This window comes from Brucella sp. NBRC 12953 (genome assembly GCF_040369775.1).
Taxonomy (GTDB): domain Bacteria; phylum Pseudomonadota; class Alphaproteobacteria; order Rhizobiales; family Rhizobiaceae; genus Brucella; species Brucella pseudogrignonensis.
On the sequence record NZ_BAABSV010000001.1, the window covers coordinates 246,138 to 258,849 of the forward strand.

A 12,712-nucleotide genomic window follows, 5' to 3' on the forward strand; every position below is an offset into this window, starting at 1 on the left:
TCAGTTTAATTGAATAGATTTTATGGATTGATCAGCGCATAGCAGTCTGACTAACTCGAAAAAGTTCGTAGCTTTTTCGAGCCTACACTTAATTCGGAGATGGAAATGACCGAGCAAACCTTATCCGGAGGCCAGCTTTCAGATGGAAGCCGTGGCTTCATGATGGCTATGGGGGCTTATGGTCTTTGGGCTATTTTGCCTTTTTATCTCAAGGCTTTGTCACATCTCCCCGCACTTGAAATTGTTGCACATCGCGTAATCTGGTCGGTGCCTGTTGCTGCGATTTTGCTACTCTTCATCGGACAATTTCGCACGATCCTTGATGCTCTGCGCAAGCCGCGAATGCTTGCAATGGCTGCACTGACCGCTGCACTTATCACTGTAAACTGGTCGGTTTATGTTTGGGCTGTTGCGCATGACCAGATTATCGGCGCCGCACTCGGATACTATATCAATCCACTATTCAATGTGGTTTTGGGCGGGCTGTTTCTCGGTGAGCGGCTGACAAAAGTGCAGTATGTTGCAGTAGGCTTTGCATTTGCCGCTGTTCTCGTTCTGACTCTCAATGCTGGTGGCCTGCCTTGGGTTTCACTGGTGCTACCGCTGACATTTGGCCTTTACGGATTTTTCCGCAAGTCTTTGCCTATGCCACCTTTGCAGGGCTTTACGCTTGAAGTGGTTATCCTTTCGATCCCGGCGCTTGGCTATGTTTTCTGGTTGATGGCCAATGGTCAGGATCATTTCTTCTCAGGCACTATGTCAAACGTTTCGCTGCTGTTGCTTGCAGGACCGTTCACGGCAATTCCGCTGATTCTATATGCGGGCGGTGCAAAGCTGCTGCGTTATACGACGCTTGGCCTTATGCAGTATCTGACGCCTACGCTGCTGTTTATCTTCGCAATTTTCATTTTCCACGAGCCATTTTCCAATGCGCAGCTCGTAGCTTTTGTTCTCATCTGGACAGGCCTGATTATCTACACATGGTCGTCTTTGTCGGCGCATCGTAAGGCACGCGCCAGAGCCTGATAAATTTAACTTGAGCGTTTGAGCTTCTATCTCTGGTGGATTATGGCCACCGGAGCCATAATTTGGCCGTGCTCTGGCCCTCTGGTCCGTTTGTCATTTCAGATGGAATTTGGAGCCGCTCACTGCATGCTGTTTCGTGCTGCCCGCAGAGATAAGCAGATTCACGTTGTTGTATCGCCAGATCTCATGATCCGGTCCAACGACGCGCATACTGCTGCTTTGGCTGGGCATACGAAATTGCCTCCGCTTTCGCGGCGTGCTCTCAAGCCACTAGAACGCGTACGCTTTTCCATTCACACACATCGACGCGCCTGTATTGCGCTGGCGTCAGCCACGCTTCTGGCGGGTGGTGCAATGGCTTTCGTGACGGGAGGTTTGGTGCGACATGGACATGCTTCACAGCCTGTGATGATGGATCCCACCACGCTGGTTCACAGTCATGCGGCCATGAAAGAAGCGAGGCTGGTTCCTCAGAATGAAGTTGATGAGAACCGACGCATTGCCAAGCGCATCGATATTGCCGAAGGTACCGACGATGGAGAAGCGACACTCTTTACCTATCAGCATGTCATCCTTGATTTGAAGAATGAAGGAAGCGGGCAGGGTCTGCTCGATCTGGCATCGGTACGAGGTAAACGGCGAGGGGAGAAAACCTCTGATCAGCCAGATGAAATTTCAGCGCTTGCCAATCAGAAAGGTGTGCCGCTGAATGTAAGCTTTGCGAAGCCAGCGGATACGCCTCATAAAAAGGCGCACGAAATTGTTCTCGCTCCACAATCGCGCGAGAAGGTGGGTGTACTCATGCAGGCGGCGGATGTATCCGCTGACGATGCAGCACATCTGGAACAGGCGCTTGGTCGAAAAGACCTCGTTCCTGGTGATAATCTGGTTCTGCTACTCGATCAGTCGCAGGGCAAGCCAGCGCATATAACCATGGCACGGTTCAGGCATGGTAATGCATCAGATTCCGTGTATGGACGGACAGACGATGGTGTTTTCCGCGCGAATGATAATCAGCGGCTTTTTGCACGTCTTTCTCATGATGCCATGCTCTCGGCAACACGTCAGCCAGCCAAAATCCGGGCAGATGGGTCTGTTCAGTCACAACTGATTGCAGCCGGGGCGCCCCGCGCCGTTGCGGATAATGTGAAGAAGCTCGCCGTTGAAAACAATGTGTCGCTTCAGAAGGGAAGTAACGGAGTTGATAAAATCGACCTCCTGTTCCGTGAGAGCGTGGATGCCGATCCTGAGCTGGTGTTTGTGGAGTTTACAACAAACGGTCAGGCCAAGCGTCTTTACAGGCATGAAGTCGAGGGAAACGCTGACTATTTCAACGAAGACGGCTCCTCGATGACCAAATACCTCATGCACAAGCCGCTACCAAATGGCCGATTGAATGATGGTTTTGGCTGGCGTGTGCATCCGGTTTTGCATGTCCGCAAACATCATAATGGCGTGGATTATGATGCGCCAATCGGCTCGCCTATTGTCGCTGCGGGAGATGGAACGGTTGAGCTGATTTCGTCACAAAAGGGCTATGGCAAGTATGTGCGCATTCGCCACCAGGGCGGCTACAGTACCACCTATGCTCATCTCTCCGGAGAAGCGAAGGGGCTGAAAGTCGGCCAGCATGTGAAGCAGGGTGAAGTGATCGCTTATGTGGGATCAACCGGCTACTCGACCGGACCGCATTTGTATTATGAGCTCAAAGTCGGTGATCATTATGTCGACCCGCTCAAAGCACAGCTCAATGCGGGTGAAAAGCTGACAGGTTCATCCATGTCGAGCTTCCGCTCGGAAATGGATCATGTCGATAAGGTTTTCAAGCAGATGAATTTGGCGCCACTGACAAGTGACGCCAAAGATGGTTCAAAGATGAATTGAATCACACTGGCCGGTAAGCATTGGCCAGTGCAACAAATTCTTCGACGCTTAGCGTTTCGGCGCGCCGGGTACCATCGATTCCGGTCTTTTCCAGAAGTTGTGCGCCACCGACAGGCTTGAGGCTCTGACGCAGCATTTTGCGACGTTGCCCGAAGGCTGCCTGCGTAATCTGGCCCAAAGCATCCGCGCGACATGGGAGCGGCTCTTCACGCGGCGTGATATGGACGACCGACGACATGACTTTCGGCGGAGGCGTAAACGCCTGTGGGGGCACGTCGAAAGCAATTTTCGAATGCGTACGCCAACCTGCCAGAACGCCGAGGCGCCCATAATGATCCGTATCAGGTGCGGCCACAATACGCTCGCCAACTTCACGTTGAAACATCAGGGTCATCGAGGAATAAAAGGGTGGCCAAGGCTCTGTCAGAAGCCAGTTGAGCAGCAATTGTGTTCCCACATTATAAGGCAGATTAGCCACGATGCGTGGCTTCGGGCCATCCGGAAAGAGAGCTTGGAAATCCTGCTCCAATGCATCACCGGAAATAATGCGCAAACGTCCCGGATAGTGCGCCTCGATTTCTGCAAGAGCATCAAGACACCGTTCATCGCGCTCAATTGCGGTAACATAAGCACCTTGAGCAAGCAGAGCGCGTGTCAGGCCACCTGGGCCGGGACCGACCTCGATAACCGGCTGATCTTGCAGATTGCCTGCCTGTCGAGCGATCTTCGATGTCAGGTTCAGATCGAACAGAAAGTTCTGTCCAAGCGATTTTTTAGGCATCAGGTCATGGCGTTCGATGACCTCACGCAGTGGCGGAAGATTGTCGATGCTCATGATTTCCGCCTTGCTTCGTTTTCGGCGAGTTCTTGCGCCAACCTTATGGATGCGATGAGACTGTCAGGGCGCGCTATGCCTTTTCCTGCAATGTCGAAGGCCGTTCCATGATCAGGGGACGTCCGGATAAATGGAAGCCCGAGGGTAACATTGACCGTCTCGTCAAAAGCGAGAGCCTTCGCCGGAATAAGCGCCTGATCGTGATACATGCAAATGGCGACATCATAAGTCACGCGTGCTTGTGCATGGAACATGGTGTCAGCAGGCAATGGTCCCCAGGCATTGATGCCCTCACGCTGCAATTCTTCGACTGCTGGCCGAATAATAGCATCATCTTCCTTGCCCAGTGCACCCCCTTCACCCGCATGAGGATTGAGGCCGGAAATCGCAATACGAGGTGCTGCTATGCCAAAACGATCCGTCAGTTCCTGCGCCGTGATGTAAGCCACTTCCAGAATATCATCCTTGGTCAGTAAGCGCGGGACGTCGACGAGAGGGATGTGGATTGTGACTGGAACAGCACGTAGTTCGGGGCCAGCCAGCATCATTACCGGAATGACTGTGCGTCCGAGATGTTTGCTGGCGAGTTCGGCGAGAAACTCCGTGTGTCCGGGATGTTTGAAACCTGCATCGTAAAGCGGCTTTTTGGCAATCGGGCAGGTGACAACGGCTGATGTTTCGCCACTCAATGTCAGCACAACGGCGCGTTCTATTGCTTCAATAACACCTGCTGCGTTTTCCGGCAAAGGCTTGCCGGGGCTTTCCTTATGCGTGTTTTTCAATGGCAAAACGGGCAGTTTTACATCAAAGACGTCGCAAGCATCGGCAGGGGTGCTAATCGTTGCGATTGGCACATTCAGGCCAAGATGCTGCGCGCGTGCTGAAAGCTGCGCCGGATCGGCAATGAGCAGAAACGTTGGCAGAGAAAGCTCTTTGCGCTGCAACCATGCGCTAAGAGCAACATCAGCTCCAACACCTGAGGGGTCGCCAATGCTGACGGCGAGCGGAGGAACCGGGTGAATAGTCATAGCTGTTTATCTCGGCTGATGAAATAAGGGGGCAGACGCCCCCTCAAATTATACGGTCAGTTTAGTACTGCCAAGGCTCTGGAGCGAAACTCAACGATTTACAATCGTTGCCTTTTCGCGCAGCTCAGCAAGATACTTCTTGCTCAGATCATCAGCCTTCTTTTCCTGTCCCGCTTCGGAATCAGTGCCTTCCATGGAGAAGACAAGCTGTGCGACTCGGTCATCGGAAACTTGACGCGTCGAGCACACGGCTAGAATTTCAACACCCTTTTCGGTGTCATGTGGAGGAGTTGCGCGGTTTACACCAGCAGCTTTGACGTCTTTGGCCCATTCACCCGGAAGCTGCTGTTCGATAACCCGACCGAGATCGCGAACTGTAACGTCGATCATGCCCTTGGTTAGCTGACGGGTAGTGTCGCAGCTCTGGAAGCGCGAGCGCAATGCATTTGCTTCCTGGCGACGCTTGCCGAGCAGAGCAGGCGAACGCTTTGCATTTGGAACGACGAAAATAACCTGCTGCAGATGGTATTCAGTTGAGACAGGCTTTTTGCCGCCGTCTTTCAGCATACGCTGAACAGCGTCCTGCTCGCTAACCATACCAGTGGCGCGGAAGCGCGCGCTGACGAGGCGACCCCAGCCCATCTGAACCATGATGTATTTCTTGAAATGATCAGGCGTAATGCCAGCCTGATTCATCAGCTGATTAAGCTGAGCGACGCTCATCTTGTTACGGGTCGCAAAGCCTGCATAGGCCTGATCGACTTCCTGATCGGAAATGTTAATGCCGCGCGATTTCATTTCGACGCGCTTCAGCATTTCTTCAGTCAGTTCTTCACGAGCAACCTGATTAAGATTGCCGCCTTTACGCTGCAGTTTCAGAAATGCGGCACGGCGCTGAATATCGCCGTTGGTGATTGCATTGCCGGAGACAATGACCTTGACCTCCGTTCCGCCGGCGGCAAATGCCGGTGTCAAAGTCGCAGCCGTTCCAAGCGCCGTCACACATACGGCAGCGCCCAGCAGGGAGGCGAATAGAGGTCTTGCAAACATCATCTTTATTTCCCGATTTCCTTCAGGTCGGCGAATGACAAATTTCACCGGATGTGTCCAATCTTACTAGTCATCTGACGCAAGTTCAAACTGAACAAGCATATCAGAGGCCAGACATATTATGATGCCTGTATAGAGGAGCCAAAGCGGCGAAACAATGACCCTTTAGCAATTTACGAGGTAATTAAAGGTACTTAACTGAATAAAATCGATAAAAAAGCGAACGTTATTTGAAATGATTAAGTGATGCTGCGGCATAAAAGGAAGAGCGGAAACAAGTTGGATTGTTTCCGCTCTTTCGAAGTTTAGAAGGTTTGAGCGCCGCTGCCAATGTCGCCGAGTGTTCTGAACGATATATTGAATCCAACACTATGAGATGCCTTGTCCTCACCCGGATTACGGGTTTGAACGTAAGCCATCGAGTAGGTGAAGCATTCATCGTCATAGGCAAGACCAGAGGATGCGCGAACAAGTGTATCCGACACAAGGTCATAAGTGCCTGAACCGAAGACACGCCAATTAGCATCTAAACGTGCAGTAGCGGCACCCGTAACTTCCTGCCGGAGCTCTGAATAACCATAAGCCGGTTGCGGAGCGATGTAAGCATACTGAGCTGAAACCGACAGCTTCTGCCAGTTTTGCTGTACTTCGAGTTCGCCACGCTTAACGTCTAGGTTATCCTTGTCAAAACGTCCGCGTGCAGCCAGTGCAAGACCGGTCGAATTAGAGGTGCCGATCATTGCAACATAATCGGAGCGTGCATCCTGAAGACCGGAGTCTGCTCCTACATTCAGGAAATCACTTGTGCCATACGAATTCACGCCACCGAGTTGGAATGATTGCCCTGCGAGAGCATACAAGCCCCAGTCGCTATTGCTGAAGTTGCCCGAATAGCGAAGACCGAGATTGGCGCGAGTGCCGCCTTCCACACGGTCATAGCCAGAGAACTTGTCACGCGAGAACAGGTTCGTAGCATCAAATACGAAGCTCTGTGCATCTTCGTTCGGAAGTTCGCCCGCGTAACGTTCGTTGTTGCGCATATAGATCTGCGCAATCGGCTCAAGAATATGTGTTGAGCTGGTGCTTGAGAACAGGATCGGCCAACGCAATTCAAGACCAGCCGTCGCCATTGCGCGCAATGCTTCGGAGCGAACTATGGCGTCGGTGTAACCCGCAACAGCTGGATCAAAGTTCGTATTGGCACTGATAGCATCACCGCGCAGCGCCAAAAGCGGCGTAATTACCAAACCAGATGGCGTGATAAATGTACGCTTCCACTCAGCTTCCGTCGTAAGACGCGCATTTGTGCCGCTGAAACCAGGGATGCGTGGGTAATAGATCGAATTATTACCTGGATTGAGCGTATAATTCGCATTCTGACGATACAGAACCTGCGCATTGGTAGTGATGTTAAGTTCACCACCATAAACAGGATCAGGCACTGTGTAAGAATAGTCGAGACTTGGGAAAACCCAAGGCTGCTTCGAATGCATTTCCACGTCTTTATACGTAGAAGTGAGCGGATAAGATTCCTGCACATTGAAGCGATAGAAGTTGAGGTCGAAGTAATTCCGGTTATTGATGCCGGTTAAATAGATCTTTGAAACCTGAGTTTGTGCGTTATAGCCCTCAAGATTGTAGGTACGGCTAAAATTGCGATCGGTCTGGGCCATTACATCCCAGCCAAACTTCCAACGCGAATTGATATCGAAGTCGCCTTTGGATGCGACCATGCCGCGGTTATCTTCACCGCGATCTAGCGTATTGGTGCTGAACTCACCCGGCTTCATCTGATGAATGCCAGCAATCTGAAGATTATAGGAGCCGTTTTCGAGACGATGACGCCATTCGGCCTGCGTTAGGAAGCCTTGCTTCGTGTAAGCAGTTGTCGAAAGCGTCAGATCGTAATTCGGTGCTAGAGCCCAGAAATAAGAGTTCTTGATGCCGAACCCAAGATCGTCTTTATAGCTGAAACCTGGAAACAGAAAGCCGCTCTTACGCTTGACTGTCGGGTCGGCCATTTCGAAGGCTGGGAAGTAAGCCAACGGAATGCCGAGCAGCTCAAACTTGCCACGTTCAAAACGCACGGTCTTAGTCGCGCTGTTCCAAATGATCTTGCGTGCCTTGATCTGCCAAAGCACAGGCTTGTCCGGATCTTTTTCGCAAGCCTGACAGGCCGTGTACACACCATTATTAAAGGTGGTGATCTCACCGTTGCTACGCTCCGCGCTTTCGGCGGCAAAACGGGTGTTGTCGGTGGTCTCAACGCGAAGGCCATTCACAAAGCCGTCGCGGAAACTATCCGTCACATCAAGATGGTCGGAGTAAATCTTGTTGCCATCGCGCTCTACAATTTCAACGTTCCCAGTCGCAGTCATGCGACGGGTCTGCTGATTATAGGTTACTTTATCCGCGACGAGGCGATTGCCGTCATATTCAATGCGAACTTTACCCTGAGCGGTAACGACGTTCACATCGCGATCATACACAAGCTCATCTGCCTGCAGAAGCATACGCGCATTAGGATCGCTCTGGTAATTTGCTCCCAGAGCATCCTGCGCCTGTACCTGCGAAGGAAGGATTGCGACTGAAATGAAAGGTATAGCAAGGGCGCACACCAAAGCAGTCCCGCGTGCAAGACGCGTGAATGAATGGGGCAATACCATGCGGGCGTTACTCGAACCCACTAACCATCCTCCTTATGCAACAAAAAGGAGACACCAAAAAATGTCGCAATAATTACAGGAACCCATGCTGCAACGAATGGAGGAACGAATCCTGCATTGCCGAATGCCTTCACCAGTACCGAAACGACATAAAGCATGAAGCCGGCGACAACGCCACCCAGAATCATCGCTCCGGACTGACCAAACCGCACAAATTTCAGGGACACTGTTGCAGCAATGAGAGTCATGGCCATCAGCAATGCGGGCAATGCCAGAAGTGACTGGTATTGCATGTCAAATGCGTTTGCTGAATAACCGAAAGAACGCGCAACTTCGATCTTGTGACGCAGCTGCGTGAATGGAATTGTATCAGGGGAGGCGAGCTTTTCTTCCACATATTCCGGACGCAACTGCGTAGGAATATTGACGCTCTCCAGTTTGCGCGGTTCCTCACCACGCGAAAATCTCGTTACGTCCGTTAATTCCCAATGACCGTCCATGAGTTTCGCGGTGCGAGCATCATAGCGATCTCTGATTTTCTTCTTATCATCAAACTGAATGAAGGTAGCGTCGGCAAGCGTTGCCCCGCGATCAAGGATGCTCTTGGCGCCGATGATGGTTTCGCCATCGTCGGTCTTTTGGCGAAGCCAAGGATCACGGAGCGCGGAAACGTCGGTTACCTTGCCGCTCTTCCAGGTCGAAGCGATCTCGTCAGCTTTGGAAAAGCCATAGGCCGCAAACGGATTGAGAATGAAGATGGTGGCGAGGCCAAACAGCAATGCGCCGAAACATGCCGGAAGCAGAAACTGCCAAGCCGAAACGCCAACGGAACGTGCGACAACCAACTCATATTTGCGATTAAGCGAGATGAGTGTCGCCATTGCAGAGAAGAGCGCGACGAAGGGAATCATCTGCTGCATGATGAATGGGACGCGCATCGCAGAGATACCTAGCGCAGCCCATACCGTGTAACCAGGCAGATTGGCGAGTTTGCTGGCGTTCTCGGTAAAGTCGAGCAAAAGTGCCAAAGCAAAGATACCGAGCAGAAAATACAGTGTAATCTGCACATATCGCATGAAAAAGTAACGACCGAGAGTCCAGCCAATCATGCTCGTCCCCCCGTATCTTTGCGGGATCGCCCAAGTAGACGATCTGAAGTAGCTGTTATATTTCGTTTCAATCGGTCGAAGCTATCAAGTATCCGATCGTTCCACTTGTCTGGGAGCCCGACACGCCGTCCTGTTAACAGAGCAAAGCCGGTGACAAGCATTACACCAATCGGCACAAGATACATCATGACGATATATGTCTCGTCCTTATCAGCCCGGTCGGCCGAGAAATAACCCGCCCAGTAAACCAGAAGTGCCGTGCTGATCGCGGAGAAAGAAGCGGATACGCGCGCTTCACGATGGGAGCGGGAGTCGCCGGCAAAAGCGAGCGCTATCAGAGCAAAAACAACTGGATACAGCCATTCGGTCAAGCGGCGGTGCAGCTCAGCCTTGTAGCGCAGAGGGCGCGTCTGCAAGATCGGGTCGTTCGGATCCGGATTCAGCAAATAAGTAAGCGGCCGATCTTTCGCATAGATCACAAAATCATCGCCAGCTGACGTGAATTGGCTCAGATCGAAGGCATAGGAGTTGAACTTGATAATCGAAACCGTGCCGTCTGAAACATCGCGGCGCTGGACTTCACCATCCTTCATCAGCAGCATGTCACCTGCGGGCGTGCTCGCGATGTTGCCATCAGCTGCATAGTAAATCAGATCAAGCGTTGGATCGCGAGAATCTGCAATAAACAGGCCGCCGATGCTGCCATCACCACGGCGCTCGGCGATCTGAATATAGAGATTGTCCGCAAGTTTGCGGAAGCTACCTTCCTGAACAACCACATTCAGCAAATCAGCGCTGGCATTGGCGATCATAGCACGCATGTTCATGCGCGCATAAGGGTCGACATAGTTAGCGACGAGAAAGGAAACGACAGAGATAATCGCTGCGAGCATGAGTATCGGACGCATTACCGCGCTGCGAGGCGCGCCGGATGCATTGATGACAACGAGCTCGGAATCCTGGTTCATTGTCGAAAGCGTCTGCGTAATTGCAATGATCAACGCAAAAGGCATGACAAGAGGAATTGCGGACGGAATCAGCAGCGAACTGAACTGAATGATTGTCTGAATTGATTGACCGCTTGTGGTGAGAAAGTCGACACGCTGCAGTACCTGCACAGTCCACGTAATGCCCACTGCGGCGCCCAACACCGCAAAGAACATAATCGCCACGCGGCGGAGGATGTACAACTCAATCAATTTCATAGGTGGAGTTTACATCCCGGTTCCGTTGAAGGAGCCTGTCCCTAAAGAAACAACGCTCGTAAATGAATATTCAGTCTAACTGCACTTGGCTAAAATTAGCCGAACAAATTTGGTTAACAGATTACTAAAGATTTTCAGCCGAAGCTAGCGCTCGCTTCTCTAAAGGGAGAGCGTGGCTGGTTGCAACCTGTTTTTGCTGAACATAGGTGGGTACGGAAACGGAGCTTGGCAAGTTGTCACCGAAGTTAACGCAAAACTGATTTTCATGATGCGGCGGACTTGCCGTTTCGCCATATTCGTCTCACATGAGTAGGGAAAAGTCGCGACACAATCGTGTCATCTCATTGTCTGGTCTTTGTTTGGAGTTGTTATGTCGAAACGTCCTTCCATTTCTTTCAGTGAATTTTCAGCACCGCAAAAAGGCGTAAGCATTGTTCTGGTCGCCAAGGGCGGCGGCTTCGCAGAAGAAGCAGGCCACGCGGCAGGCGGAGCCGAAAAAATCACTCGAATCGCCGAAATTGCAGGCTTTACAGGTGCTTTGGGCAAGACTGCAGAAGCGATTGACACCTCGGAAGGCGGCGTAGACAAGGTCGTTTTGGTTGGCGTCGGCGACCCCGGCGAACTTGGTAATGATGATTGGATTAAGATTGGCGGCGCAGCTTTTTCGCGAATCGGCAAGGCCGAACGCGCGACCCTAACGCTGGCTCTGCCTGAAACGACAATTGCGGGCGATGAAGCAGGCGACGTTGCTCTGGGTATGATTCTCCGCTCATACGAGTTCAATCGCTACAAGACCCGCAAGAGCGAAGAAAACGCCGAACCGAAGCACGCAGCAAAAATTCATATTCAGACGGCAGATGTTCACAGTGCCAAAAGAGCGCTTGAAGTTGCCGAGGCTGTGGCCGACGGTGTTCTTAAGGCGCGCGACCTCGTCAATGAGCCTGCCAATATTCTCGGTCCTGTAGAATTTGCAGAAGAAGCCGAAAAGCTTGAAAAGCTTGGCGTAAAGGTCGAAGTTCTCGGCGAAAAAGAAATGAAGAAGCTCGGTATGGGCTCGCTTCTGGGTGTTTCACAGGGCTCGGTTCGTCCACCACGTCTGGTCATCATGGAATGGCAGGGTGCCAAGTCCAAGGAGAAGCCGGTTGCCTTCGTGGGCAAGGGCGTTGTTTTCGATACTGGCGGCATCTCGATCAAGCCTGCTGCTGGTATGGAAGAAATGAAAGGCGACATGGGCGGCGCTGCAGCCGTTACCGGCTTGATGCGCGCTCTTGCTGGTCGCAAGGCGAAGGTCAATGCTATCGGCGTGATCGGTCTTGTTGAGAATATGCCGGATGGCAATGCTCAGCGTCCGGGTGATATCGTTACATCGATGTCTGGCCAGACAATCGAAGTGATCAACACCGATGCTGAAGGCCGCCTCGTGCTGGCAGATGCACTCTACTACACCAATGATCGTTTCAAGCCGCAGTTCATGATCAATCTCGCTACCTTGACCGGCGCGATCATGGTTGCACTCGGCACGCATCATGCTGGTCTGTTCTCGAACGATGACGAGCTTGCTGATCAGCTTTATGAAGCAGGTCAGGCAACTGGTGAAAAGCTGTGGCGTATGCCGCTCGGCAAGGAATACGACAAGATGATCGATTCCAAGTTTGCCGATATGAAGAACAGCTCAGGCCGCTATGCAGGCTCGATCACCGCGGCGCAGTTCCTCAAGCGTTTCGTGGGCGATACGCCATGGGCGCATCTCGATGTGGCCGGAACAGCTATGGGATCGCCAACAAACGAGTATAGCCAATCGTGGGCTTCGGGTTACGGCGTTCGTCTTCTCGACCGTCTTGTCCGCGATAATTTCGAAAGCTGAATTCGATTCAGGAACAATATGTTGGGGCGAGGAGGTGAATCACTT

The 12,712-nt window shown here is 51.9% G+C and carries 9 protein-coding genes; 3 read left to right on the forward strand and 6 right to left on the reverse strand.

The window, feature by feature from the left end; translation table 11 throughout:
* Positions 1–105: 105 nt before the first annotated feature.
* Together rarD and ABWV94_RS01250 are read left to right on the forward strand one after the other, a co-directional pair.
* Positions 106–1,026: an EamA family transporter RarD gene (gene rarD, locus ABWV94_RS01245; RefSeq protein ID WP_064320396.1), complete on the forward strand. Its 921-nt coding sequence runs from the start codon at positions 106–108 to the stop codon at positions 1,024–1,026.
* Positions 1,027–1,152: 126 nt separating this feature from the next.
* Positions 1,153–2,910 (forward strand): M23 family metallopeptidase, encoded by a 1,758-nt coding sequence (locus ABWV94_RS01250; protein WP_113498195.1) that lies wholly within the window; start codon positions 1,153–1,155, stop codon positions 2,908–2,910.
* A gap of 1 nt (position 2,911) precedes the next feature.
* On the opposite strand, the gene rsmA is transcribed toward ABWV94_RS01250, so the two are convergent.
* The 6 genes from rsmA to lptF form a co-directional block, all read right to left on the reverse strand.
* The gene (gene rsmA, locus ABWV94_RS01255; RefSeq protein ID WP_113498193.1) at positions 2,912–3,745 is read right to left on the reverse strand and encodes a 16S rRNA (adenine(1518)-N(6)/adenine(1519)-N(6))-dimethyltransferase RsmA; all 834 of its coding nucleotides are present in this window, start codon (positions 3,743–3,745) and stop codon (positions 2,912–2,914) included.
* Complete coding sequence (pdxA, locus tag ABWV94_RS01260) at positions 3,742–4,773, reverse strand: 4-hydroxythreonine-4-phosphate dehydrogenase PdxA (protein ID WP_113498191.1); 1,032 nt, start codon at positions 4,771–4,773, stop codon at positions 3,742–3,744. Before pdxA ends, rsmA begins: the two co-directional genes overlap by 4 nt.
* 90 nt (positions 4,774–4,863) lie before the next feature.
* A complete protein-coding gene (locus tag ABWV94_RS01265) occupies positions 4,864–5,826 on the reverse strand; it encodes a SurA N-terminal domain-containing protein (RefSeq protein ID WP_007874325.1) in 963 nt (320 codons plus the stop codon).
* A gap of 302 nt (positions 5,827–6,128) precedes the next feature.
* A complete protein-coding gene (locus ABWV94_RS01270; protein ID WP_007874326.1) occupies positions 6,129–8,489 on the reverse strand; it encodes an LPS-assembly protein LptD in 2,361 nt (786 codons plus the stop codon).
* Positions 8,490–8,509: 20 nt separating this feature from the next.
* Positions 8,510–9,598, reverse strand: a complete 1,089-nt coding sequence (lptG, locus tag ABWV94_RS01275; protein ID WP_112805023.1) for an LPS export ABC transporter permease LptG — start codon at positions 9,596–9,598, stop codon at positions 8,510–8,512.
* Positions 9,595–10,803 (reverse strand): LPS export ABC transporter permease LptF, encoded by a 1,209-nt coding sequence (lptF, locus tag ABWV94_RS01280; RefSeq protein WP_007874331.1) that lies wholly within the window; start codon positions 10,801–10,803, stop codon positions 9,595–9,597. The genes lptG and lptF overlap by 4 nt, the downstream gene beginning before the upstream one ends.
* A gap of 370 nt (positions 10,804–11,173) precedes the next feature.
* On the opposite strand from lptF, the gene ABWV94_RS01285 reads away from it, so the two are divergent.
* On the forward strand, positions 11,174–12,667 hold the full coding sequence (locus ABWV94_RS01285) for a leucyl aminopeptidase (protein ID WP_113159080.1): 1,494 nt from the start codon (positions 11,174–11,176) through the stop codon (positions 12,665–12,667).
* Positions 12,668–12,712 lie beyond the last annotated feature (45 nt).

Coding starts and splice junctions, on each gene's coding strand:
- rarD (WP_064320396.1), top strand. CDS start 106: ATGACCGAGCAAACCTTATCCGGAGGCCAGCTTTCAGATGGAAGCCGT.
- ABWV94_RS01250 (WP_113498195.1), top strand. CDS start 1,153: ATGCTGTTTCGTGCTGCCCGCAGAGATAAGCAGATTCACGTTGTTGTA.
- rsmA (WP_113498193.1), bottom strand. CDS start 3,745: ATGAGCATCGACAATCTTCCGCCACTGCGTGAGGTCATCGAACGCCAT.
- pdxA (WP_113498191.1), bottom strand. CDS start 4,773: ATGACTATTCACCCGGTTCCTCCGCTCGCCGTCAGCATTGGCGACCCC.
- ABWV94_RS01265 (WP_007874325.1), bottom strand. CDS start 5,826: ATGATGTTTGCAAGACCTCTATTCGCCTCCCTGCTGGGCGCTGCCGTA.
- ABWV94_RS01270 (WP_007874326.1), bottom strand. CDS start 8,489: ATGGTATTGCCCCATTCATTCACGCGTCTTGCACGCGGGACTGCTTTG.
- lptG (WP_112805023.1), bottom strand. CDS start 9,598: ATGATTGGCTGGACTCTCGGTCGTTACTTTTTCATGCGATATGTGCAG.
- lptF (WP_007874331.1), bottom strand. CDS start 10,803: ATGAAATTGATTGAGTTGTACATCCTCCGCCGCGTGGCGATTATGTTC.
- ABWV94_RS01285 (WP_113159080.1), top strand. CDS start 11,174: ATGTCGAAACGTCCTTCCATTTCTTTCAGTGAATTTTCAGCACCGCAA.